21 protein-coding genes are annotated in these 22,496 nt (G+C 68.1%); 11 read left to right on the top strand and 10 right to left on the bottom strand.

The window, feature by feature from the left end:
• Positions 1-20 precede the first annotated feature (20 nt).
• Entirely contained in the window at positions 21-719 is a 699-nt protein-coding gene (gene ispD / locus A6745_RS23630; RefSeq protein WP_066132707.1) for a 2-C-methyl-D-erythritol 4-phosphate cytidylyltransferase, read from the top strand.
• A gap of 154 nt (positions 720-873) precedes the next feature.
• Complete coding sequence (ispF, locus tag A6745_RS23625; RefSeq protein WP_066132698.1) at positions 874-1,368, top strand: 2-C-methyl-D-erythritol 2,4-cyclodiphosphate synthase; 495 nt, start codon at positions 874-876, stop codon at positions 1,366-1,368.
• A 152-nt stretch (positions 1,369-1,520) separates the two neighbouring features.
• On the opposite strand, the gene murI is transcribed toward ispF, so the two are convergent.
• On the bottom strand, positions 1,521-2,342 hold the full coding sequence (murI, locus tag A6745_RS23620) for a glutamate racemase (RefSeq protein ID WP_066132690.1): 822 nt from the start codon (positions 2,340-2,342) through the stop codon (positions 1,521-1,523).
• A 106-nt stretch (positions 2,343-2,448) separates the two neighbouring features.
• On the opposite strand from murI, the gene A6745_RS23615 reads away from it, so the two are divergent.
• The 3 genes from A6745_RS23615 (at position 2,449) to A6745_RS28825 (ending at position 4,364) form a co-directional block, all read left to right on the top strand.
• Positions 2,449-2,802 carry a VOC family protein gene (locus A6745_RS23615; RefSeq protein ID WP_066132684.1) on the top strand — a complete coding sequence of 118 codons (354 nt, stop codon included), beginning with the start codon at positions 2,449-2,451 and terminating at the stop codon, positions 2,800-2,802.
• A 192-nt stretch (positions 2,803-2,994) separates the two neighbouring features.
• The gene (locus tag A6745_RS23610; protein WP_066132681.1) at positions 2,995-4,224 is read left to right on the top strand and encodes an MFS transporter; all 1,230 of its coding nucleotides are present in this window, start codon (positions 2,995-2,997) and stop codon (positions 4,222-4,224) included.
• A complete protein-coding gene (locus A6745_RS28825; RefSeq protein WP_156513517.1) occupies positions 4,221-4,364 on the top strand; it encodes a hypothetical protein in 144 nt (47 codons plus the stop codon). Before A6745_RS23610 ends, A6745_RS28825 begins: the two co-directional genes overlap by 4 nt.
• 220 nt (positions 4,365-4,584) lie before the next feature.
• Here A6745_RS28825 and A6745_RS23605 read toward each other — a convergent pair whose 3' ends face one another.
• The 4 genes from A6745_RS23605 to risA form a co-directional block, all read right to left on the bottom strand.
• Positions 4,585-5,103, bottom strand: a complete 519-nt coding sequence (locus A6745_RS23605; protein WP_066132680.1) for a carboxymuconolactone decarboxylase family protein — start codon at positions 5,101-5,103, stop codon at positions 4,585-4,587.
• A gap of 58 nt (positions 5,104-5,161) precedes the next feature.
• Positions 5,162-5,710: a peroxiredoxin gene (locus tag A6745_RS23600; protein ID WP_066132678.1), complete on the bottom strand. Its 549-nt coding sequence runs from the start codon at positions 5,708-5,710 to the stop codon at positions 5,162-5,164.
• A gap of 64 nt (positions 5,711-5,774) precedes the next feature.
• The gene (risS, locus tag A6745_RS23595) at positions 5,775-7,169 is read right to left on the bottom strand and encodes a sensor histidine kinase RisS (protein WP_066132675.1); all 1,395 of its coding nucleotides are present in this window, start codon (positions 7,167-7,169) and stop codon (positions 5,775-5,777) included.
• A 37-nt stretch (positions 7,170-7,206) separates the two neighbouring features.
• Positions 7,207-7,941 (bottom strand): response regulator transcription factor RisA, encoded by a 735-nt coding sequence (risA, locus tag A6745_RS23590; RefSeq protein WP_066132672.1) that lies wholly within the window; start codon positions 7,939-7,941, stop codon positions 7,207-7,209.
• Positions 7,942-8,072: 131 nt separating this feature from the next.
• Between risA and tsaB the strand changes: the two genes are divergently transcribed.
• Both tsaB and A6745_RS23580 read left to right on the top strand, forming a co-directional pair.
• The gene (gene tsaB / locus A6745_RS23585) at positions 8,073-9,347 is read left to right on the top strand and encodes a tRNA (adenosine(37)-N6)-threonylcarbamoyltransferase complex dimerization subunit type 1 TsaB (RefSeq protein WP_066132667.1); all 1,275 of its coding nucleotides are present in this window, start codon (positions 8,073-8,075) and stop codon (positions 9,345-9,347) included.
• Positions 9,344-10,309, top strand: a complete 966-nt coding sequence (locus A6745_RS23580) for a uracil-DNA glycosylase (RefSeq protein ID WP_066132666.1) — start codon at positions 9,344-9,346, stop codon at positions 10,307-10,309. Before tsaB ends, A6745_RS23580 begins: the two co-directional genes overlap by 4 nt.
• Positions 10,310-10,375: 66 nt before the next feature.
• Here A6745_RS23580 and lplT read toward each other — a convergent pair whose 3' ends face one another.
• Complete coding sequence (gene lplT, locus A6745_RS23575) at positions 10,376-11,689, bottom strand: lysophospholipid transporter LplT (RefSeq protein ID WP_066132665.1); 1,314 nt, start codon at positions 11,687-11,689, stop codon at positions 10,376-10,378.
• A 288-nt stretch (positions 11,690-11,977) separates the two neighbouring features.
• Here lplT and smc point away from each other — a divergent pair, with 288 nt between their 5' ends.
• Genes smc through ligA form a run of 3 tightly spaced genes read left to right on the top strand, consistent with a single transcriptional unit; the run spans position 11,978 to position 18,771 of the window.
• Positions 11,978-15,502, top strand: coding sequence for a chromosome segregation protein SMC (gene smc / locus A6745_RS23570; protein ID WP_066132662.1), 3,525 nt, complete (start codon positions 11,978-11,980; stop codon positions 15,500-15,502).
• A 45-nt stretch (positions 15,503-15,547) separates the two neighbouring features.
• Positions 15,548-16,606, top strand: coding sequence for a cell division protein ZipA C-terminal FtsZ-binding domain-containing protein (locus A6745_RS23565; protein WP_066132659.1), 1,059 nt, complete (start codon positions 15,548-15,550; stop codon positions 16,604-16,606).
• A gap of 59 nt (positions 16,607-16,665) precedes the next feature.
• The gene (ligA, locus tag A6745_RS23560; RefSeq protein WP_066132657.1) at positions 16,666-18,771 is read left to right on the top strand and encodes an NAD-dependent DNA ligase LigA; all 2,106 of its coding nucleotides are present in this window, start codon (positions 16,666-16,668) and stop codon (positions 18,769-18,771) included.
• A gap of 89 nt (positions 18,772-18,860) precedes the next feature.
• On the opposite strand, the gene A6745_RS23555 is transcribed toward ligA, so the two are convergent.
• The 4 genes from A6745_RS23555 to msrB are packed head-to-tail and all read right to left on the bottom strand — an operon-like array spanning position 18,861 to position 20,928.
• Positions 18,861-19,637, bottom strand: a complete 777-nt coding sequence (locus A6745_RS23555) for a peptidylprolyl isomerase (protein ID WP_066132655.1) — start codon at positions 19,635-19,637, stop codon at positions 18,861-18,863.
• A gap of 18 nt (positions 19,638-19,655) precedes the next feature.
• Positions 19,656-19,931 carry a BolA family protein gene (locus A6745_RS23550; protein ID WP_066132652.1) on the bottom strand — a complete coding sequence of 92 codons (276 nt, stop codon included), beginning with the start codon at positions 19,929-19,931 and terminating at the stop codon, positions 19,656-19,658.
• Positions 19,932-19,944: 13 nt separating this feature from the next.
• Complete coding sequence (locus A6745_RS23545; protein WP_066132649.1) at positions 19,945-20,514, bottom strand: septation protein A; 570 nt, start codon at positions 20,512-20,514, stop codon at positions 19,945-19,947.
• 15 nt (positions 20,515-20,529) lie between these two features.
• Positions 20,530-20,928 carry a peptide-methionine (R)-S-oxide reductase MsrB gene (gene msrB / locus A6745_RS23540; protein WP_066132646.1) on the bottom strand — a complete coding sequence of 133 codons (399 nt, stop codon included), beginning with the start codon at positions 20,926-20,928 and terminating at the stop codon, positions 20,530-20,532.
• A gap of 328 nt (positions 20,929-21,256) precedes the next feature.
• Here msrB and A6745_RS23535 point away from each other — a divergent pair, with 328 nt between their 5' ends.
• Entirely contained in the window at positions 21,257-22,420 is a 1,164-nt protein-coding gene (locus tag A6745_RS23535; RefSeq protein WP_066132643.1) for an ABC transporter substrate-binding protein, read from the top strand.
• The last annotated feature ends 76 nt before the right edge of the window (positions 22,421-22,496 follow it).

Here is a 22,496-nt window from a genome sequence, read left to right as displayed (position 1 = left end):
GATTATAAAATCCCGGCACCATGTCCGACACTCTTATCGCCATCGTGCCCGCCGCGGGCGTGGGCGCCCGCGCCAGTCAGCCCGGCGCCCAGGCCCTTCCCAAGCAATATCGCCTGCTGGACGGCCAGCCCATGCTGCGGCGCGCCGTGCGGGCGTTGCTGGCCGACGACCGCATCGCCCAGGTCCGCGTGGCCGTGTCGGCCGGCGACGGCTGGGTCGAGGAAGCGTTGCAAGGCCTGCCGCGCACCGTATGGCGCCCGTGCGGCGGCGCCACGCGCGCCGGCACCGTGGCCAATGCCCTGGCCGACAGCGGCGCGGGCGAGCACGACTGGGTGCTGGTGCATGATGCGGCCCGCCCCGGCCTGACGCCGGCCGCGCTGGCCCGCCTGATCGACGCCTGCCTGGCCGATCCGGTGGGCGGTCTGTTGGCGCTGCCGGTGGCCGATACGGTGAAGGCGGGCGGTTCGGCGCAAGACCCCTGCCGCGTGGCCCGCACGGTGGACCGGCAGGGCTTGTGGCTGGCGCAGACACCGCAGATGTTCCGGGCCGGTTTGCTGGGCCGGTGCCTGGCCGCCGCCGTGCAGGGCGGCCTGGCCGTCACGGACGAGGCCTCGGCGATCGAGGCCGCCGGTCACGCGCCGTGCCTGGTCACCGGCGAGGCCCGCAATTTCAAGGTCACGTGGCCTGACGATTTCGAATTGATGGAACGATGGTTGTGAGCAGACCCGCTCGCCGCCCGTCCGAAACGGAAGGATGTGGGAAGGAGGCCGCCGGCCGGCGTCCGGGCCTGCGTTTCGGCGTTCCTGCTTGGCTGTCCGAGGCGGGCGCTCGCCTGCCCGGGCTGGATGTCGCGCAGCGACAGGAGAAACATCGATGACCATTCCCTTCCGTGTCGGCCAGGGGTTCGACGTGCACGCCCTGGTGGAGGGCCGCCCGCTGATCCTGGGCGGCGTCGCCATCCCGCACACTCATGGCCTGTTGGGCCATTCCGACGCCGACGCGCTGCTGCACGCCATCACCGACGCGTTGCTGGGCGGCGCGGGCCTGGGCGACATCGGCCGCCACTTCCCCGATACCGATCCGCAATACCGCGGCGCGGACAGCCGCGTGCTGCTGCGCGCGGCCGCCGAAAAGGTCCGGCGGGCCGGCTGGCAGCCCGTCAACGTGGACGCCACGATCCACGCCCAGGCGCCCAAGATCGGCCCGCATGCCACCGCCATGGTGCGCAACATCGCCGCCGACCTGGGCCTGAGCGAGGGCGACGTCAACATCAAGGCCAAGACCAACGAAAGCCTGGGGTTCCTGGGCCGCAAGGAGGGGATCGCGGCGACGACGGTCGTGCTGCTGGGACGTATCGAGCCGGCCTGATCGCCGGTGTCAGCGGCTTGGCGCCGCGCGACGCCGCCGCCGAGCTTTTCAGGCGTGAAGGCGCCTTGGCGCGTGACGGCGGCTGCCGGCGTCGGGGGGGCCTGCCCGGCGCTCGCGCTGTCTTTCAAGGGCGGCGAGGCTTCCCTGGCGAATCAACGCCAGGTGGCCGGCAGTCGTTCAGCAGGCAGGTCCCATTGCAGCAACTGCATCGCCTGCTCGCCCAGGCGGCTGGCGTCGCCGCTGGTCAGCAGTTCGCAGCCGCCGGCGTATCCCGCCGGTGCCACCAGCGCGGGCGCCTCGGTGCGCAGCCGGTACGCCAGTTGCCTGGCCAGCGCCGGGCCAGGCTCGATGATGGGAAAATCGGGTCCGACGCGCTGCCGCAGCATGGGCAGCAGGAAAGGAAAGTGCGTGCAGCCCAGCACCAGCACGTCCGCGCCTGCGTCCAGCAGCGCGGTCGCCGCGCTATCCACGGCGGCGCGCGCGGCATCGTCGTCCAGTTGTCCGTTCTCCACCAGCAGTACCCAGTCGGGGCAGGGCCGCAGCACGACCCGGGCGCCCGAAGCCGCCCGTTGCGCCAGCGCGGCGAAGCGCGGGCTGGCCAGCGTGCCATGGGTGGCGAAGACGCCGATCACGCCTGTGCGGCTGAGTTGCGCCGCTGGCTTGATGGCGGGTTCGATGCCCACGACGACCAGGTCGGGATGGTGCGCGCGTATCGTGCCGATGGCCGCCGCGGTGGCCGTATTGCAGGCGACCGCGATGGCGCGGGCGTGGCGCGAGACGAAGTAGTCCGCGATGGCCAGCGCGCGCCGTTCGAGAAATTCCTGGGATTTTTCCCCGTAGGGCAGATGGGCCGAATCGGCGACGTAGACCAGCGGCTCGTCCGGCAGGGCGTGGCGGATGTCGCGCAGGGTGCTCAGCCCTCCCGCGCCCGAGTCGTAGATGCCGATGGGGCGGACGTCGGAGAGCGGAGGCATCGAGAGGCTGGGCGGGGGAAAAGCGTCATTCTACGCCGCCACGCCCGAGACGCCGCCCTGTGCATGATGTAATCGAAGATCGGATCAATCTCAGCGAGGAGGACGCATGGGTACGCGAGGACAGGACCGCCAGATCGACAACATCGAGTTCAACGTCAGCGACATGGCGCGCAGCAAGACCTTCTACGGGAATGTGTTCGGCTGGACGTTCACCGATCATGGCCCGACCTATACCGAATTCACCGATGGCCGGCTGACCGGCGGCTTCACCACCGGCGAACCCGTCAAACCGGGCGGCCCGCTGGTCATTCTCTATGCCGATGACCTGGCCTCGACCCAGAACAGCCTCGAGGCCATGGGCGCCACCATCAGCCGCCCGGTGTTTTCCTTTCCGGGCGGCCGCCGCTTCCACTTCATCGATCCGGACGGCTACGAACTGGCGGTCTGGTCCAGCGACTGAGCCGGACAGGGCGGCGGCCGTGGCGGACTGCGGCCCATGAACGCTGTTCCTAGGACAATTTCTTGATGGTCCGCCGGCGGGCGGGCAGACTGGCCGTGCACTGCCCGCCGCGCCGCACCTGCCCCGAGGGGACAGGCGGCACGGACGTGGGCGATGCACGTCCCACCACCCTGGCCAGGAACCCGCCCCGCCATGCCGCAGCCCACCGAAGTCCTCCGCCACCGCTGGCTGATCGTCATCGCCGCCGGCGCCATCATGGGCGCCGCGCTGGGCGTGCGGCACGTCCAGGGGCTTTTCCTGCAACCCGTCGTATCCACGCAGGGTTGGCCGCGCGAGGCATTCGGCCTGGCGCTGGCGGTGCAGAACCTGGTGTGGGGCCTGGCCCAGCCTTTCACCGGCATGGTGGCCGACCGCCATGGGTCGGCAAAGGTCCTGGCGCTCGGCTTGCTGGCCTACGCCGGCGGCCTGGTCTTGATGGCCCATGCCGGCACCCCGGGCGCGTTTGCGCTGACCCATGGCGTATTGATAGGGATGGCGCTGTCCGGCACGGCTTTCGGCACGGTGTACGGCGCCCTCAGCCGGATTTTTCCCGAGGGGCAGCGCGCCTGGGCAATGGCGGTGGCAGGCGCGCTGGGCGGGCTGGGCCAGTTCTGCATGGTGCCCGTGGCCCAGGGGCTGCTCGAACGCGCCGATTGGCAACACGCGGCGGTCGTGCTGGGCGTGTGCCTGCTTGCGCTGGCGCCGCTGGCCGTGCTGTTGCGCGACCGCTCGGGGCGCGGCGCCGCCGGCATCGCGGTTGCGCAGCCGTCGATGGCGGCCGCCATCGGCCAGGCCCTGCGCCATCGGGACTTCTGGCTGCTGAACGTCGGATTCACGGCATGCGGGTTCCAACTGGCGTTCATCGCGACCCACATGCCCGCCTATCTGGCCGAACGGGGCCTGAGCGTGGGACAGGCCGGCGCCACGCTGGCCATCATCGCGCTGGCCAACATTTTCGGCAATTACGCCTGCGCGCGCCTGGGCGGCCGATGGCCGCCGCGCCAGGTGCTCAGCGCGCTGTACGTGGCGCGGACCCTCGCCATCGCGGTCTTCGTGGCCGTCCCCGTCACGCCTTTCAGCGCCTACGCCTTTTCGGCGGTCATGGGTTTTCTATGGCTGGGGACCGTTCCGCTGACCAACGGCGTGCTGTCCCGCATCTTCGGGGTGCGCTATATCGGTACGCTCTTCGGCCTGGTGTTTCTGGGGCACCAGATTGGCGGTTTCCTGGGGGTATGGCTGGGCAGCCTCGTGTACGACGCGTACCGGTCCTACGACCTGATATGGATGGCGTCGATCGCCTTGGGCCTGATGGCGGCGTGGGTGCATTGGCCGATCGACGACCGGCCTTCGCCGCAGGCGAGCACGGCCGGGATCGCCTCATGATGGACCGCCGCATCGTGACCTGGGGGACGCGCGGCGCGCTGGCCACGGCGGGGGCGCTGCTGCTGGCCGTGGTGTTTCTTGCCTGGCTCGACCCCGGTCTCGCCCTGGCCCTGGCGGATGGCGCATGGCTGTGCCGCTGAGGCTTGCCTGCCATGCCGGTGGTCATCCTCGCCACGGCCTGCGCCGGATCGGATGCCGTACATGCCGCCGTGGCCGTGCGGTTCGAGGTCGTGCGGCGGCACGCCTTCGCAAGACTTGATCAGCCTGGACATGCGCGGTCCCTTGGACATGCGCCATGTCCAAGGGACCGAAGCCGTGCAATGCGAGGCGGCGGGCCGAACGGGCGTGGCCCGCGGCTTCTTACTTGCCTTGCGCCGCCAGCGCCTGGGCAGCAGCGTTGACCACCGCCGCGATGCGGCCGGCGTCACGCAATTGCTCGGAGCTGAAGCCGTCCTTGCGCAGGTTCTCGAAGTGCGACTGGATGCAGAAGTGGCACTTGCCGATGATCGACGCCACCAGGGCGAACAGTTCGAAGCGCTTCTTGTCCACGCCGCCATGGGTGGCGTAGGCGTTCATGCGCAACTGGGCCGGCAGCGTCTTCAACTGGGCGTCGCCCGACATCTCGACGTACGGATACCAGACGTTGTTCATGCCCATCAGCGTCGCGGCGGTCAGCGCGGCGTTCGCGTCGGTCTCGGACAGCGCGCCCTTGAAGGCGTCGACCAGGAACGGGCTGCGCGCGGCGAAGGCGGCGGCCAGGGCAGCGCCCAGCGCATCCTCCGGCGCCAGCGTGGAGCGGGCGATGACGGAATCCAGATTCAGGCGGATGTCCTTCGCCCAATCCGGCAGTTGTTCCTTGATGGTAGAGAGGAATTCCATAGCTTTTACCTATATTCTGGAGCAAGAAAAGCCCGGACGAACCGGGCCAGCGTATTGCTTACAGCGTGTCGCCGCCGACCGTGCGGTTGCACGGGCACAGCTCGTCGGTTTGCAGGCCGTCCAGCAGACGCAGGACTTCCTCGGGGTTACGGCCGACGTTCAGGTTGTTCACCGAAACGTGCTGGATCGTGTTGTCCGGATCGACGATGAAGGTGGCGCGCAGCGCCACGCCAGCGCCCTTCTCGCGCACGCCCAGTTGGTCGATCAGCGAGCCGGTGGTGTCGCCGAATTGGTAGTGGCCCAGCTTGTTGAGGTCCGGGTGCTCACGGCGCCATGCCAGCTTGACGAATTCGTTGTCCGACGAACCGCCCAGCAGGACGGCGTCGCGGTCTTCGAAATCCTTGGCCAGCTTGTCGAAGCCGACGATTTCGGTCGGGCACACGAAGGTGAAGTCCTTCGGGTAGAAGTAGATGACCTTCCACTTGCCGGGGAACGAGCTTTCGGTGATGTCTTCGAAGGCCGAGACGCCGTTTTCTTCGTGCTGGTTGAAGCCGGGCTTGACGCCGGTGACCTTGAAGGACTCGAGTTTATCGCCAACAGTTTTCATGTGTGCTCCCATTAGGTGTTGGGTGGAAAGGGGCTCGCGTGGAGCCGAGACATCTAATTTTACGCTATTGATTTTCGATGTCTAATTGATAATTTCTAAATTTGGCTTTGGGCAGCTCTATGCGTGCCTTCAGGCCGCCGCCCGGCCGGGGCTGCATTTTCAGCGACCCGCCGACGTGCTTGAGCAGGCGTTCGACGATGGCCAGGCCCAGGCCCGCGCCGCTGACGCCGGTGCGGGCTGCTTCGCCGCGCGAGAAGGGGCGCAGGAGACGTTCGACTTCCTCGGGGGCGATGCCGGGACCGCGGTCGCAGACTTCGATGGCCACCGTACTGCCCTCGGATTGCACGGTCATGACCAGGTGGGCCAGTCCATCGGTGGAGCGGCCATAGCGGCGCGCGTTCTCGATCAGGTTGCCGACGATGCGCTTGAGGTCCAGCGCGGTGATCCGCGCGCGCAGGCCGGGCTCGATGTTGGCCTCGAGCTCGCCGCCCAGCGACGCGGTATGGCTGCGCTCGCGCTCGAACAGCTCGTGCAGCACCAGGGAGATGTCGGTGGCCAACTGGGGCAGGGTGCCCGCCGGGCGGGCGTATTCCATCAACTGGCCGATACTGTGGTCGATCTGGGCCAGGTCGTCGTCGATGGCCTGGCGGGCGTCTTCCGACACGCCGCTCATCTCGATTTCCAGGCGCATGCGCGCCAGCGGCGTGCGCAGGTCGTGCGAGATGCCCGCCAGCATCAATTCCCGGTCGGCCTCGGCCTGGCGCAGGTCTTTCGACATGCGGTTGAACGAGGCATTGAGGTCGCGGATCTCCAGCGGCCCCTGCTCGGGCAGCGATGCAGGGGTTTCGCCGCGCGACAGCACCTGGGCCGCGCGCGCCAGCCGTGACAGCGGCCGGTTGACGAAGCCCACGCTGACCGCGGCGCCCACCAGCGACAGCAGCAGCGCGGTCGCGCCCCAGCCCAGCCACTCTATGCCGCCGGTCAGCCCGATCTGCTCGCGCTCGAACACCAGCCAGTAGAGATCCTGGTCGATCTGGAAGCTGACCCAGAAGCCGGGTACCTGATTGACCCCCCACGCGATCTGGGTATCCGCGCCGAACCGGGCGCGGATCTGCTGCGCCACGCGCTGCCAGTAGTCGTCGTCGGGCAGTCCTTCGGTGAAATCGGTGACTTCGCGCGGATAGACCTGGATACCTTCGTTGGTCGCCAGGTCGAGCAGCAACTTGCTGCGCTCCTCCGCATGCGAATAGACGAGCGCCGTCCGGGTGATGTTCACGGCAGTGATCACCCGCTGGGCCATCTGGTTGGCGCGCGGTCCCAGCTCCATGCTGAAGAAGACCTGCAACCACGCTCCAAGGCTGACCAGCATGAGCGCGGCCAGCAAAAGGAACGTGCGCCCGAAGAGACCCAGGCGCAGACGGGAAGTCAGGTTGCGGAGAAGTCTGCGTAAGCGGGGCACAGGAGCACGCTCCTGCCCGGTGATACGGGCTGTTTTATCAGCTTCCGCCATCCGGCACGAAAACGTAGCCCAGGCCCCAGACGGTCTGGATGAAGACCGGTTTGGACGGGTTCGGCTCGATCAGCTTGCGCAGACGCGAAATCTGCACATCCAGGCTGCGGTCGAAGGCTTCGTACTCGCGGCCGCGCGCAAGTTCCATCAGTTTGTCGCGCGACAGGGGAATCTTGGGGTGACGGGCAAACACCTTCAGCACCGAGAATTCGCCGGTGGTGATCGGCACCTGTTCGCTGTTGCGGGTGAGGGTGCGCGTGGAGAGGTTGAGCACGTACGGGCCGAAGGCGATCGACTCGTTTTCCTGGCTGGGCGCGCCGGGGTGCTCCTCGGTGCCGCGGCGGCGCAGGATCGCGTTGATGCGGGCCAGCAGTTCGCGCGGGTTGAAGGGCTTGGACAGGTAGTCGTCCGCGCCCATTTCCAGGCCGACGATACGGTCGATCTCTTCTGCCTTGGCGGTCAGCATGATGATCGGCGTATTGTCGTGTCCGCCCCGCAGGCGGCGGCAGATCGACAAGCCGTCTTCGCCTGGCAGCATCAGGTCGAGGACGAGCAGGTCGAAGTGCTCGCGCTGCCAGAGCTTGCCCATTTCCTTGGCATCCTCGGCGACGAACACGTTGAACCCTTGTTCAGACAGGTAGCGCCGCAGCAGATCGCGAAGACGGGGGTCATCGTCGACGACGAGGATCTTGCGGATGGGGGTGGTGTTTTGAGTATTCATGGCCGGAAATGTAACAGTGACGAGAACCGCGGGCAATCGGCATTTCACAATGTATTACACATTGCGCATAACGGTTGAAAACTCTCGGTTTTTTCTCGAAGGGTTGCTCCAATTTCGTACAATTCCGCACCATGAACTTGACTCTGCTGGCCTTTGAAACCTCGTCCACGCGCTGCGGCGTGGCGCTTTTGTGCGATGGGGAGGGAACACCTCGCCTCGATCTGCTCGAACACGAAGGCGCCCAGGAACACGCCGAACGCCTGCTGCCCATGGCGCGGGAGTTGCTGACGCGCGCCGGGCGGGTGCCCGCCGACGTGGGAGCCGTGGCGTTCGGCCAGGGCCCCGGGGCCTTTACCGGCCTGCGGGTGGCCTGTGGCGTGGCGCAGGGCATGGCGCTGGGACTGGGCGTGCCGGTGCTGCCCGTGGTGTCCCATCTGGCCGTGGCGGCCGAAAGCGGCGCCGGCCCGCAAGAGGCCGTCCTGGTGGCGCTGGATGCGCGCATGGAAGAGGTCTACCTGGCGGCTTACCTGCCTGATGGCGACGGCTGGCGCGAGCTGCGGGCGCCCATGCTGATCGCGGCGGCCGAGGCCATGCCCTGGGCGCTGCATCACCTGCCGATCTGGTCGGAACAGGCCGGCCGGCCGCTGGCGCTGCTGCGTGCCGGCGACGCCTGGGATGCCTATCCCGTGATGGCCGAGGCCGGCTCCGGCACGCGGCGCTGCGCGGCGACCCGGCCGCGGGCCACCGCCGTGGCGCGCCTGGCATGGCAGGCCTGGCAGCGTGGAGACACCGTGGATCCCGACGCGGCCGCGCCGCTGTACGTGCGGGACAAGGTGGCCTTCACCACCGCCGAGCGTCTGGCCGGGCAGGGGGGCAATCCCCGTGCCGGCACCCAGTTGGCCGAGCCGGCGGTGCCGTCCAGGCCGAATGCCCCGCCGCCCATCGATGACCTCGAACTGCTGCCGATGACGCCAGCCGATCTCGACGACGTGGCCGACCTCGAGGCCCAGGTGCAGGCTTTTCCCTGGACGCGCGGCAATTTCGCCGACGGCCTGGCGGCGGGCTATCCGGGCTGCGTGCTGCGCGCGCAGGGCCGCCTGGTGGGGTTCTGCCTGCTGATGCTGGCGCCAGACGTGGCGCACCTGCTGGTGATCGCTGTGCCGCGCGCGTTGCACCGCCGCGGCCTGGGGCGCAGATTGCTGGCGTGGTGCGAAATGCGCACCCGGCAGGCCGGCGTGCCTGGGCTGTTGCTCGAGGTACGGCCCTCGAACGAAGGGGCCGTCGGTTTCTACGAGCAGTCCGGTTTCCTGCGGGTCGGTGTGCGCAGGGGCTATTATCCGAGCGGTAAAGGTAAACGCGAGGATGCATTGGTCATGCAGAAGACCATCGAGAGCGGCGACGCATGACGGGTGCGCACGTCCGGGCGGGGGCGCCATCGGCGCCGCGCGTCAATCCCTTGCAGCGGCTGTGGTTGCGCGAGCTGGGTATCGAGAAGACCTGGCTGCGCGAGGCGGCGCCGGCGCAGCCCGTTGCCGCGCCCGTTGCCGCGCTGGAGAAGGCACCGCAGGCCGCTGAAACGATGGCGAGGCAGGGGCCGGTGGCCGCGCGCCCCGGCACGCAAGTCGATGCCTCGCCGGCCAAGCCCGCGGGCGGTCCGCCTTCCACGGCCTCCGAACACATCAAGGCGGCGCTGGCCGCGACGGGCCGCAATGCGGCCCCGGCGCCCGCGGCAGCCGCCGCGCCGCGCGGTCCCGCACCCTACGTCGCGGAAACTTCCGAAGCCAAGGAAGCGCGCCTGCGCCAGGTGCGGGGGGCCGACGTCGAGACCCTGCGCGGCATGGTCACCGGCTGCGAGGCCTGCGGCCTTTGCCGGGGACGGCGCAACGCCGTCTTCGGCATGGGCGCAACCGCGCCGCGCTGGATGGTGGTGGGCGAGGCGCCAGGCGAGCAGGAAGACCGGCAGGGCCTGCCGTTCGTGGGACGTTCGGGCCAGTTGCTGGATGCCATGCTGGCGTCGGTCGGCATGAGCCGCGAACAGGATGTCTTCATCGCCAACGTGATCAAGTGCCGCCCGCCGGGCAACCGCAATCCGACGCCCGACGAAATCGCCGCCTGCAGCCCTTACCTGATGCGGCAGATCGCCTTGCTCAAGCCCGAGCGCATCCTGGTGGTGGGCCGCTTCGCGGCGCAGACGCTGCTGGGCACGGACGCCACCATCGGCAGCCTGCGCGGCCGCGTCCATCACCTGGAAAGCGACGGCCGCCGGATTCCCGTGATCGTCAGCTATCACCCGGCCTACCTGCTGCGCAGCCCGGCCGAGAAGGCCCGCAGCTGGCAGGACCTGCGCCTGGCGGCCACGTTGTCATAGGGTTCTCGTATCCGCCATCCAAAAAAAAGGGGCCGTCGAACGGCCCCGTTTTTTTCCGGACGGGAGTCAGTGCCCGTCGCCCAGCGCCTTGCCGTGGCCTTCCTGGCCGATCTGTTCCAGCATGTCGGGATGCGCGCGGCGGTTCAGGCGGCACCAGTACATCACCACGGTCATCAGCGTGAAGACGATCAGGCCGAAGACCACGATGATGGTGTTGATCGACATGTTCAGCCACAGCATCAGCGAGTACATGGCCACCATCAGCAGGATGTTGAGCTGCTCGTTGAAGTTCTGCACGGCGATGGAATGGCCGGCCGACAGCAGCACGTGGCCGCGGTGCTGGAGCAGGGCGTTCATGGGCACGACGAAGAAGCCGGCCAGGCCGCCGATCAGCAGCAGCAGCACGTACACCGCCCAGGGGGAATACACCAGCGGCATCAGCAGCACGACCAGGCCCATCGAGGCGCCCACCGGCAGCACGCACAGCGCCTTGCGCAGCGGGATGCGGCCGGCCAGGATCGATCCCACCACGGTGCCCAGCGCGGCCACGCCCATCAGGATGGAAGCCTGGTCCAGGCGGTAGCCCAGGTGGTCGCGGCCCCATTCGATGACGATCAGTTGCAGCGTGGCGCCGGCGCCCCAGAACAGGGTGGTGACCGCCAGCGAGATCTGGCCCAGCTTGTCGCGCCACAGCACGCGGACGTAGCCCGTGAAGGTGCGCACCAGCTTGAGCGGGTTCTTCTGCTGCGGCGGGTAGCGCACGTGCGTGGGCGGGATCAGCAGGTTGCACAGCGCGGCCAGCAGGTAGACCACGGAGATGACCAGGATGGCGGCCTCGGCGGGGGTGTGGACCAGCGTGCCGATGGTCGGGTGCATCAGCAGCGCCTCGGATACCTTGGGGGAGATGAGCGCGCCGCCCAGCACCGTGCCGATGATGATGGACAGCACCGTCAGGCCCTCGATCCAGCTGTTGCCCACCACCAGCTTGTCGGGCGGCAGCATCTCGGTGACGATGCCGTACTTGGCCGGCGAGTAGGCGGCCGCGCCGATGCCCACCACGGCATAGGCCAGGCAGACCAGGACGGTCTGCAGGTCATGGGACAGGCCGACGCTGGCGTAGGAGAACATCAGCAGACAGCCGCCGACTTTCATGGCGTTGGTGACGAACATGACACGGCCCTTGGGGAAGGTGTCCGCGACGGCGCCCACGAAGGCGGCCAGCACCACGTAGGCCAGCGCGAAGGTCCATTTCATCATCGGCGCCATCCAGTCGGGACCGCGCAATTCCTGGATCAGGGCGATGGCCGCGATGAACAACGCGTTGTCCGCCATGGACGAGAAGGCCTGCGCGGCCATGACCAGATAGAACCCGCGTTTCAAAAGGATGTCCCCGCTGCCCTGGACGATGTCCTTGGGCGGAAAGTTGTGCTGTACGACAAAGTGTCAGCGAGTATAGCGTCCGGCTGCGTTGGCCGGACTCCGGATGCGCCCGTGCATGGCGCGCGCCGGAGGGCGGCGCCGCGTCGGCCCCCGGACGTCCGCGGGAGCGCCTGGGGTATCATACGACCCGTGTCCGCCGGCCCCCAGGGGCCGCTTTCGTATTCGCGGCATGTCGGCCCGCGTCGATGCGTCTCTTTCCTTTTCGAATAACCGCTCCGCCACCGCACCGTGCGTCTTACCCAGCTCAAACTCGCCGGATTCAAGTCGTTCGTCGACCCCACCGTCATTCCCGTCCCCAGCCAACTGGTGGGCGTGGTGGGGCCGAACGGCTGCGGCAAATCCAACATCATCGACGCGGTGCGTTGGGTGCTGGGCGAGGCCAAGGCCTCGGAGCTGCGCGGCGAGTCGATGCAGGACGTGATCTTCAACGGTTCGGGCAACCGCAAGCCGGCGGCTCGCGCCTCGGTCGAGATGGTGTTCGACAACAGCGAGGGCCGCGCTGCGGGGCAATGGAGCACCTACGCCGAGATCGCGGTGCGCCGCGTGCTCACGCGTGACGGCACCAGCAGCTATTACGTCAACAACCAGCAGGTCCGCCGCCGCGACATCCACGACATCTTCCTGGGCACCGGCCTGGGCGCGCGTGGCTACGCCATCATCGGGCAGGGCATGATCAACCGCCTGATCGAGGCCAAGCCCGAAGAGCTGCGGGTGTTCCTCGAAGAGGCCGCGGGCGTGTCGCGCTACAAGGAGCGCCGCCGCGAGACCGAGAACCGCCTGTCCGATACCCGCGAGAACCTGACGCGCGTCGAAGACATCCTGCGCGAGTTGGGCAACCAGCTGGAAAAGCTGGAGGCCCAGGCGGAAGTGGCCCGCCAGTATCGCGAATTGCAGTCCGACGGCGAGCTGAAGCAATACGCCCTGTGGCTGCTGAAGGAAACCGGCGCGCGCGACGAGCGCGTGCGCAAGAACCAGGAGATGGCCCAGGCGCAGAACGCGCTGGAGGCCGCCACGGCCAGTCTGCGGGCGGGCGAGGCCGCGCTCGAGGCGCATCGCCAGGCCCACTATGCCGCCGGCGACGCGGTGCACGCCGCGCAAGGGCAACTGTACGAGGCCAATGGCCAGGTCAGCCGGCTCGAGGCCGAGATCCGCCACGTAGTCGATTCGCGCAATCGCCTGCAGGCCCGCCGCCAGCAGTTGGCGTCGCAGATCGCCGAATGGGGCGCCCAGCAGGAACACTGCATCGAGCAGATCGCCCAGGCCGAGGAAGACCTGGCCACGGGCGCCGCGCGCACCGAAGAGGCGCGCGCGCGTGCCGAGGACGCCCAGGCGTCGCTGCCCAACGTCGAGGCCCGCGTGCGTGAAGCCGCCGCCGCGCGCGACGGCATGCGCGGCGACCTGGCGCGCGTCGAGCAGAACCTGGCCCTGGCCGCGCAAAGCCAGCGCGACGCCGACCGCCAGTTGCAGACCCTCGAGCAGCGCCGCGAGCGCCTGCAGCAGGAACTGCGCGAACTGCACGCCCCGGATCCCGCCCGGCTGGAGCAACTGGCGGGCGATCGCGCCGCCGGCGAGGACCAGCTCGAAGCGGCCCAGGCCGAACTGGCCGAACTCGAAGGCCGCGTGCCCGAGGCCGATGCCCAGCGCACCCGCGCCCAGGGCGCGGCCCAGCAGGAAGTGCAGAGCCTGGCCCGCCTGGAGGCGCGCCTGTCCGCGCTGGTCAAGCTGCAGGAAGACGTGCAGAAGCAGGGGGCGCTGGAGCCCTGGCTGGCGCGCCACGAACTGGCCGGCCTGTCCCGCCTGTGGCAGAAGTTGCACGTCGAGCCTGGCTGGGAAACCGCCCTGGAGTCCGTGCTGCGCGAACGCATGGCCGCCTTGGAAGTGCGCAGCCTGGATTGGGCGCGCGCCTTCGCCGAGGATGCGCCGCCCGCCCGCCTGGCTTTCTACCAGTTGCCCACGCCCGCGCCGGCTCCCGCCGCGCCCGCGGGCCTCGTGCCGCTGGCCAGCCTGCTGCGCGTCACCGAGCCCAGCCTGAAGGCGCTGCTGAACGACTGGCTGCGCAACGTCTACACCGCACCCGATCTGGCGCAGGCCCTGGCCGGCCGGGCCTCGCTGCCCGAGGGCGCCATCTGCGTGGTCCAGGCCGGCCATGTGGTCGACGGCCACAGCGTGCGTTTCTACGCGCCCGACTCCGAGCAGGCCGGCATGCTGGGCCGCCAGCAGGAAATCGAGAACCTGCAGCGCGAGATCAAGGCGCAGCAACTGATCACCGACCAGGCCCGCAGCGCAGTGGCGCGCGCCGAAGCGGACTGGCAGCAGGTCTCGCAGGCCGTCGCGCCGGCGCGCCAGCGCGTGGCCGAAGTCACGCGCCGCGTGCATGACATCCAACTCGAACACTCGCGCCTGCAACAGCAGGCCGAGCAATCGGGCGAGCGGGCCTCGCGCCTGCGCCAGGACCTGGACGAACTGGCCGCGCACGAGGAAGACCTGCGCGCCACCCGCGAGGAAGCCGAGGCCCGCTTCGAGACCCTCGACGCCGAGCTGGGCGAGCATCAGTCGCGGTTTGCCGATGCCGAAATCGCCGGCGAAGACCTGGCCGCCGAGGCGGAGTCCGCCCGTGTCAAGCTGCGCGAGCTCGAACGCGCCGCGCAGGAGTCCGAGTTCGCCGAACGCAGCGTGCAGGCCCGCATCGCCGACCTGCAACGCAACCGGCAACTGGCGGCGGACCAGAGCCACCGGGGCCGCACCGAGATGGAACAGCTCGACGCCGATCTGTCCGAACTGGACGCCTCGGCGTCGCAGGCGGGCCTGCAGGACGCGCTGGAGCATCGCGCCGAATGCGAGGAAGCCCTGCTGCGCGCGCGCCAGGAGCTGGACAACCTGTCCGCCGGGTTGCGCGCCGCCGACGAGGAACGCATGCAGCAAGAGCGTGGCCTGGAACCGCTGCGCAACCGCATCACGCAATTGCAGCTGGACGAGCAGGCCGCCCGCCTGGCCGAAGCGCAGTTCACCGAGCAGCTCAATGCGCGCGAAGTCGACCGCGAGGCGCTGGCCCGCGAACTGGCCGAGAAGCCCGACGAATGGCGCCGGGCCAGTTGGCTGCAGTCCGAGGTGGGCCGCATCTCGCGCCAGATCGATGCCCTGGGCTCGGTCAACCTGGCTGCCCTGGACGAACTGACCTCCTCGCGCGAGCGCAAGACCTTCCTGGATTCACAGCAGCAGGACCTGATGACCGCGATGGAGACCCTCGAGGACGCCATCCGCAAGATCGACCGCGAGACCCGCGAACTGCTGCAAGAGACCTTCAATACCGTCAACGGCCATTTCGGCGAGCTGTTCCCGCGCCTGTTCGGCGGTGGCGAAGCCAGGCTCACCATGACCGGCGACGAGATCCTCGATGCCGGCGTGCAGGTCATGGCGCAGCCGCCCGGCAAGCGCAACAGCACCATTCATTTGCTGTCAGGCGGTGAGAAGGCGCTGACGGCCACCGCGCTGGTGTTCGCGCTGTTCAAGCTCAACCCCGCGCCGTTCTGCCTGCTCGACGAGGTGGACGCGCCGCTGGACGACGCCAATACCGAGCGCTACGCCAACCTTGTCAGCGCCATGAGCCAGCAGACGCAGTTCCTGTTCATATCTCATAACAAGATCGCCATGCAGATGGCCAAGCAATTGGTCGGCGTGACCATGCAGGAACAGGGCGTTTCGCGTATCGTTGCCGTAGACATAGATTCGGCCGTGCAGATGGCGACCGAATAACCCCCTAGAGTGATAAACGCGCCCTGCGCGGTGCGGAACTGATAAATGAGCGATTTGCAGATGGGGCTGATTGCCCTGGGTGTGCTGTTCATCCTGTTGGTGCTGGGATTCAACTGGTGGCAAGACCGCCGGGTACGCCGCAAGATGCAGGCGCAGTTTCCCGGTTCCGAACAGGATCCGCTGCTGGGAGCCGGCGACATGCGCGCGGGCGCCGCGCCGGTGGGCCCCTCGCGCCGTGAGCCCGGCATCGGCCACAGCAACGCCGCCGTGTCTGCCGAGGCTCCGTCGCACGAGGCCGATGATCCCCAGGAGCCGGATCCCGCCTGCGAGGTTGTCATCGAGGTGCGGTTCAGCGAGCCGGTGCGCGGCGCCGACCTGGCGCCATATCTGCAAGGCCTGCGCAGCGTGGGCCGCAAGCCCCTGCGCCTCTTCGCCCAGACCGATGGGCATCGCCACCGCGCCCGCGTGCATCTGCAGGAAGCCTATGTATCGCTGCAACTGGCCGTACTGCTGGCCAACCGCAGCGGTGCGCTGACCGCCATCGAATGGTCGCAGGCCTGGGCGCGCGCGCAGGACCTGGCCGACCGTTTCGACGGCAACATCGAAAGTCCCGACCAGCAGGCCGCGCTCGAACAGGCCGCCCGCCTGGACGACACCTGCGCGGCCCTGGACACGCAGGTGGGCCTGACGCTGGTGATGCAGGCGCCGCTGCCGGCCTCCGACGTGCTGTCCGCCGCCCTGGCGCAGGGCTTCTCGATCGACGGGCCGCGCCTGGCCTGGCTGGCCGACACCGGCGTGACGCGATTCACGCTGTCGCGCGCCGACGGCGCGCCGCTGGAAGCGGGCGGCGCGCCCGCCGACCGCCTGTACCTGCTGCTGGACGTGCCGTGCACGCCGGCCGACACGCGCGCCTTCGGCCGCATGGTCGACGTGGGCCGGGATCTGGCCGAACGCCTGGGCGCCGATCTGGTCGATGACCAGGGCAAGCCGCTGGGGCAGGGCGCCGACGCTGTCATCGACGAGCGCCTGCAGGTCCTGTTCCAGCAGCTCGAGCAGGCCGGGCTGCCGGCCGGCGGCGAGCGCGCGCTGCGGGTCTTTTCTTGATTTTTTATCCGGCGGCCTGGCGGCGCGGTTGAGGTCGCCCGCGCCGGACTGGACATGCCATGACGGATAGCAAGCCCACCTTGCCGACGCCGGCCGAACGCGCCGCCGTCCTGCGTACCGAGATCGAGCAGCACAACGTCCGCTATTACACGCAGGACGCGCCCACGGTATCGGATGCCGATTACGACGCGCTGATGCGCGAGCTGCAGGCCATCGAGGCCGAGCATCCCGAACTGGTCACGGCGGAATCGCCCACGCAACGCGTCGGCGCCGCGCCCCAGGCCGAGTTCGGCAGCGTGCGCCACGCGGTGCCCATGCTGTCGCTGGGCAATGCCTTCGAGGAAGACGACGTCACCGCTTTCGACAAGCGTGTGTCCGACACGCTGCGCAACGCCGGCTTGCTGGCGGCCGACGCGCAGGTCACCTATTTCTGCGAATTGAAGCTGGATGGCCTGGCCATCAGCCTGCGCTACGAAGACGGCCTGCTGGTGCAGGCCGCCACGCGCGGCGACGGGCAGACCGGGGAAGACGTCACCGCCAACATCCGCACCATCAAAGAGATCCCCGGGCGCCTGAAAGGCCCCGCGCCCAAGGTGCTGGAGGTGCGTGGCGAAGTGCTGATGACGCGCGCCGATTTCGAGCGGCTGAACCAGGCCCAGGCCGAACGCGGCGAGAAGATCTTCGTGAATCCGCGCAACGCGGCGGCGGGCAGCCTGCGGCAGCTCGATTCGCGCATCACCGGACAGCGGCGCCTGACGTTCTTCGCCTACAGCTGGGGCGAGGTGCAGGGCTTGCCGCGCGGCGAGTCGGACGTCTACGACGAACCCGCGCCGGGCGTGCGCGAGGCCTCCACGCTGCCGCGCGACAGCCATGGCGACATGCTGGCCTGGCTGGCCGAGATCGGCCTGCCCGTGAACGTGGCGCACAACCATCGCGCCCAGGGCGCCGCCGGGCTGATGGCCTTCTACAGGCAGGTCGGCGAGATCCGCGCGGACCTGCCCTACGACATCGACGGCGTGGTCTACAAGGTCGATGCCTTGCCGGCCCAGCGCGTGCTGGGCTTCGTGGCCCGGGCGCCGCGTTTTGCCGTGGCGCACAAGTTTCCCGCCGAAGAGGCCACGACCGAGCTGCTGGGCATCGAGGTGCAGGTGGGCCGCACCGGCGCCATCACGCCGGTGGCGCGCCTTGCGCCGGTGTTCGTGGGCGGCGTCACCGTCACCAACGCCACGCTGCACAACGAGGACGAGATCCGCCGCAAGGACGTGCGCGTGGGCGACACGGTGATCGTACGGCGCGCGGGCGATGTGATTCCCGAGGTGGTCGGTCCGGTGCTGCAGAAGCGCGAGGGCGATCCGCCGCTGTTCGTCATGCCCACGGCCTGCCCGGTATGCGGCTCGGCCATCGAGCGCCTGGAAGACGAGGCCATCGCGCGCTGCACCGGCGGCCTGTTCTGCGCCGCGCAGCGCAAGCAGACCCTGTTGCACGCCGCCGGCCGCAAGGCGCTGGACATCGAAGGCCTGGGCGAGAAGCTGGTCGACCAACTGGTGGAAAGCGGCCGGGTGAAGTCGCTGGCCGACCTCTACAGCCTGAAGGGCGCCGAGTTGGCCGCGCTGGACCGCATGGGCGAGAAATCCGCCGAGAACCTGGTGCAGGCCATCGACAAGGCTCGCCAGCCCACCCTGGGCCGGCTGCTGTTCGCGCTGGGCATCCGCCACGTGGGCGAGACCACGGCGCGCGATACGGCGCGCCATTTCGGCTCGATCGACGCAGTGATGAATGCCGACGAGGAAGCCTTGCTGGCCGTGCCCGACGTGGGGCCGGTGGTGGCGGGCTCCATCCACCGTTTCTTCGCGGAGCCGCACAACCGCGAGATCGTCGACCTGCTGCGCCAGCAGGGCGTGGAACCGGTGGCCGAGGCGCAACCGCAGGGCACCACGCTGGCCGGCAAGACCTTCGTGCTGACGGGCACCATGCCGAACTGGACGCGCGAGGAAGCCACGATGCACATCCAGGCCGCGGGCGGCAAGGTCAGCGGCTCGGTGTCGAAGAAGACGGCCTACGTGGTGTCGGGCGAGGATGCCGGCAGCAAACTGAAAAAAGCGCAGGAACTGGGCGTGACCATCCTGGACGAGGACGGGTTGAAGGCGTTGCTGGGGCAGGGGTAAGGACGTCTCGCCGTATCCGATCCAGGCTGCCCGAACGAAAAAGCCTGCTTGAAGAAGCAGGCTTTTTAACTGAGGCCGGAAGACCCGTCTTACTGGATCTTGGCCTTGTCGCGCAGGTCCTTCTGGAAGGCGCTGAGCGTTTGCTGGCGCAGCATTTCTTCCAGTTGCGGACGGACCTGGTCCAGCGGCGGGAATTCCACCGGGCGGGTGTCGTCGACCTGGATGATGTGCCAGCCGAACTGGGTCTGCACCGGCTTGTCGGCCAGTTCGCCCTTCTTCAGCTTCTGCACGGCCTCGGCGAACGGGGGCACGTAGTTGGTGGGGGGCGCCCAGCCCAGGTCGCCGCCGCGCTCGGCGCTGCCGGGGTCTTGCGAGTTTTTCTTGGCCAGTTCGTCGAACTTGGTCTTGTCCGACTTGATCTGGGCCAGCAGGTCGTTGGCGGTCTTCTCATCCTTGACCAGGATGTGGCGGACCTTGAATTCCTGCTTGCCAGCCTGTTCCTTCTTCAGCTTGTCGTACTGGGCCTGGATCTGGGCGTCGGTGACGGGGTGCTTTTCCAGGTAGCCGGCCATCAGCGAGCGCACCAGGATGCCCTGGCGAGCCAGTTCCAGCTCGGTCTGCACGTCGGACTGCTTGGCGATGCCTTGCTTCTCGGCGGCCTGCACGAACACCTGGCGGTTGATCATTTCTTGCTTGACCTGCTCGCGCAGCTGCGGCGAGTCGGTGGCGCCCTGCGAAACCAGCAGCTTGACGAACTCGTCCAGGCTCTTCTGCGTGATGGCCTTGCCGTTGACGGTAGCCACGTTCTGCGCGAAGGCAGGCGCGGCGATAGCGCATGCCGCAGCCAGCATGATGATGCGTTTCATGGTTGTCCTTTGTGGGATTTACTGGGAAGAAGGCGGCTGTGCGTCGAGCGCAAGCGCATGGATGGGATGGGGGATGAGGTCTTGCAAATGATGATACACCAGCCTGTGGCGGGCCACGTGCGACAGGCCGGTGAAGCAGGCCGCCACGATGCGCACGTGGTAATGGCCCGCGCCGCCCTGTGCGCCGGCGTGTCCGGCATGCAGGTGCGAGTCGTCGCGGATGTCCAGTTCAAGCGGCTGCAGGGCGGCCAGGCGGCCACGGATCAGGCCGATGCGGTCGGTCTCGTCGGTCATGATGAAAGCCGGGTCAGTCCTTGGCCTTGTCGTCGCCGGCCGCTTCCGCGGGGCGGATGTGCCGGCCCAGCCAGATCGACTGCGCGATGACGAAGACGATCATCAGGCCGGTCTGGCCGAAGGCCTTGAAGCTGACCCATTGCTCTTCGGTGAACTGCCCGGAGAAGGCCACGTACAGGTTGAGGACGCCGCACGCCAGGAAGAACAGGATCCAGGTGATGTTGAGCTTGTCCCAGATGGCCCCGGGCAGGTCGATCTGGCGGCCCATGAGGCTGCGCATCAGGTTGCGGCCCATCAGCAGGCGCGCGCCCAGCAGCACGACGGCGAAGAGCCAGTACAGCACGGTGGGCTTCCACTTGATGAACACGTCGCTGTGCAGCCACAGCGTGGCGCCGCCGAAGACCATGATGACGGCCAGGCCGATCCAGTGGGTGGCCTCGATGGCCTTGCCGCGGATGCGCAGCCAGGCGACCTGCGCCAGCGAGGCCGCCATGGCGACGCCCGTGGCCACGTACAGGTCGGCGAACTTGTAGGCCGCGAAGAACAGGATCAGCGGGAACAGGTCGAACAGGAACTTCTTCATCGCGGCGGTGGCCCTTTATTTTGCTTCGGGCTCGAACTTGAGCGACAGCGAGTTGATGCAGTAGCGCAGCCCGGTGGGCTCGGGACCGTCGGGGAAGACGTGGCCCAGGTGCGCGTCGCAGATGTTGCACAGCACTTCGGTGCGGACCATGCCGTGCGTGGTGTCGCGCTCTTCGCGCACGCGTTCGGGATCGATGGGCTCGAAGTAGCTGGGCCAGCCGCAGCCGGCGTCGAACTTGGTGTCCGACGCGAACAGCGGGGTGCCACAGGCCACGCAGCGGTAGATGCCGTGCTGGAAGGTGTCCCAGTAACGGCCGGTGAAGGCGCGCTCGGTGCCTTTTTCACGGACGACCGAGAACTCTTGCGGAGTGAGGATGGCGCGCCATTCGGTGTCGCTCTTGCGTACTTTTTCCATGGAATCTTCGACCTCCGATCGGACGAAAGGTTCGGAGTAACCCGCGATGTTAAACGACTTTGACGCGGCCCATGTGACCGGTTTGCCTGAACAATGCGGGTATCCCCTAGCTGACGGTGCGAACCCCGCTCAAGTAGGGTTCGCCATTATCAAATGCGTTTGCTGAAAGGGCGGATCGGCGCATTTCACCCCAGGTGTCTAAGGGTTGATACGCCCCTTGCGTGCGTCGCATTTGATACGGATTTAATCCTATAATCCGTTTTTCTGTATAACTTTAAACCAGCCCGCGACCCGCTCCAGGGATTGCCGGGCACACAGGAGACAAAAAATGCCCAAGCATTTTGGCTTGTCCGCGCTCGCCGCCGCCGTGGCGCTCAGCCTGCCCATGGTGGCCGGCGCCCAGGTCAAGGTCGGCGTCACGCTGGCCGCCACCGGCCCCGCCGCCTCGCTGGGCATCCCCGAGCGCAATACCGCCACGCTGCTGCCCAAGGAAGTGGCCGGCCAGAAGATCGAATGGATCGTGCTGGACGACGCCACCGACACCACCGCCGCGGTGCGCAACTCGCGCAAGCTGGTCACCGAGGACAAGGTCGACGTGCTGGTCGGCACGTCCATCACCCCGGGGTCGCTGGCCATGGTCGACGTGGCCGCCGAAGCCAAGGTGCCCATGATCAGCGTGGCCGCCAGCGCCAAGATCGTCGAGCCCGTGGACGAAAAGCGCCGCTGGGTCTTCAAGACTCCGCAGAACGACGCCCTGATGGCCAGTGCGCTGGCCGACGCCATGGTCAAGGCCAAGGTCAAGAACCTGGGCTTCATCGGCTTTGCCGACGCCTACGGCGACGGCTGGCTGGACGTGATGCAGGCGGCCGCCAAGGCCAAGGGCATCAGCGTCACCGCCATCGAGAAGTACAGCCGCACCGACACCAGCGTCACGGGCCAGGTGCTCAAGCTGGTGGCCGCCAAGCCGGATGCGATCCTGATCGCCGGCGCCGGCACGCCCTCGGCCCTGCCGCAGAAGGAACTGAAGGCGCGCGGTTTCGGCGGCCTGATCTATCAGACCCACGGCGCCGCCAACAACGACGTGCTGCGTGTCTGCGGCAAGGATTGCGAAGGCATGCTGCTGCCCGCCGGCCCGCTGCTGGTGGCCGCGCAACTGCCCGACGACAATCCCGTCAAGAAGTCGGCCCTGAACTACGTGCAGACCTACGAGAAGGCCTACGGCGAGGGGTCGGTCAACACCTTCGGTGGCCACATGTGGGATGCCGGCCAACTGATCGTGGCCGCCTTGCCCGAGGCCCTGAAGACGGGCGCCAAGCCCGGCACGCCCGAGTTCCGCGCCGCCATGCGCGACGCCATCGAAGGCGTGAAGAACCTGGCGGTGTCGCAAGGCGTGTTCAACATGAGCCCCACCGACCACGCGGGTTTCGACCAGCGTTCGCGCGTCATGGTCAAGGTCGAGAACGGCAAGTGGACGTACCAGCCCGGCCTCTGATCTGATCCAGCCAGGTCTGGCATCATCCGGGAGGCGCGTCGCGCGGCGGCGCCGCAAAGGCGCAGCGACGGGCTTC

The organism is Bordetella ansorpii (assembly GCF_900078705.1).
In the GTDB taxonomy this organism is placed as follows: domain Bacteria; phylum Pseudomonadota; class Gammaproteobacteria; order Burkholderiales; family Burkholderiaceae_B; genus Bordetella; species Bordetella ansorpii_A.
The sequence above is the reverse complement of the archived record's forward strand: the minus strand, read 5'-3'. Positions and strand labels throughout refer to the sequence as shown.

What these genes read in the sequence shown, in the direction of transcription:
- ispD (WP_066132707.1), top strand. Translation starts at nt 21, where the DNA reads ATGTCCGACACTCTTATCGCCATCGTGCCCGCCGCGGGCGTGGGCGCC.
- ispF (WP_066132698.1), top strand. Translation starts at nt 874, where the DNA reads ATGACCATTCCCTTCCGTGTCGGCCAGGGGTTCGACGTGCACGCCCTG.
- murI (WP_066132690.1), bottom strand. Translation starts at nt 2,342, where the DNA reads ATGCCTCCGCTCTCCGACGTCCGCCCCATCGGCATCTACGACTCGGGC.
- A6745_RS23615 (WP_066132684.1), top strand. Translation starts at nt 2,449, where the DNA reads ATGGGTACGCGAGGACAGGACCGCCAGATCGACAACATCGAGTTCAAC.
- A6745_RS23610 (WP_066132681.1), top strand. Translation starts at nt 2,995, where the DNA reads ATGCCGCAGCCCACCGAAGTCCTCCGCCACCGCTGGCTGATCGTCATC.
- A6745_RS28825 (WP_156513517.1), top strand. Translation starts at nt 4,221, where the DNA reads ATGATGGACCGCCGCATCGTGACCTGGGGGACGCGCGGCGCGCTGGCC.
- A6745_RS23605 (WP_066132680.1), bottom strand. Translation starts at nt 5,103, where the DNA reads ATGGAATTCCTCTCTACCATCAAGGAACAACTGCCGGATTGGGCGAAG.
- A6745_RS23600 (WP_066132678.1), bottom strand. Translation starts at nt 5,710, where the DNA reads ATGAAAACTGTTGGCGATAAACTCGAGTCCTTCAAGGTCACCGGCGTC.
- risA (WP_066132672.1), bottom strand. Translation starts at nt 7,941, where the DNA reads ATGAATACTCAAAACACCACCCCCATCCGCAAGATCCTCGTCGTCGAC.
- tsaB (WP_066132667.1), top strand. Translation starts at nt 8,073, where the DNA reads ATGAACTTGACTCTGCTGGCCTTTGAAACCTCGTCCACGCGCTGCGGC.
- A6745_RS23580 (WP_066132666.1), top strand. Translation starts at nt 9,344, where the DNA reads ATGACGGGTGCGCACGTCCGGGCGGGGGCGCCATCGGCGCCGCGCGTC.
- A6745_RS23565 (WP_066132659.1), top strand. Translation starts at nt 15,548, where the DNA reads ATGAGCGATTTGCAGATGGGGCTGATTGCCCTGGGTGTGCTGTTCATC.
- ligA (WP_066132657.1), top strand. Translation starts at nt 16,666, where the DNA reads ATGACGGATAGCAAGCCCACCTTGCCGACGCCGGCCGAACGCGCCGCC.
- A6745_RS23555 (WP_066132655.1), bottom strand. Translation starts at nt 19,637, where the DNA reads ATGAAACGCATCATCATGCTGGCTGCGGCATGCGCTATCGCCGCGCCT.
- A6745_RS23550 (WP_066132652.1), bottom strand. Translation starts at nt 19,931, where the DNA reads ATGACCGACGAGACCGACCGCATCGGCCTGATCCGTGGCCGCCTGGCC.
- A6745_RS23545 (WP_066132649.1), bottom strand. Translation starts at nt 20,514, where the DNA reads ATGAAGAAGTTCCTGTTCGACCTGTTCCCGCTGATCCTGTTCTTCGCG.
- msrB (WP_066132646.1), bottom strand. Translation starts at nt 20,928, where the DNA reads ATGGAAAAAGTACGCAAGAGCGACACCGAATGGCGCGCCATCCTCACT.
- A6745_RS23535 (WP_066132643.1), top strand. Translation starts at nt 21,257, where the DNA reads ATGCCCAAGCATTTTGGCTTGTCCGCGCTCGCCGCCGCCGTGGCGCTC.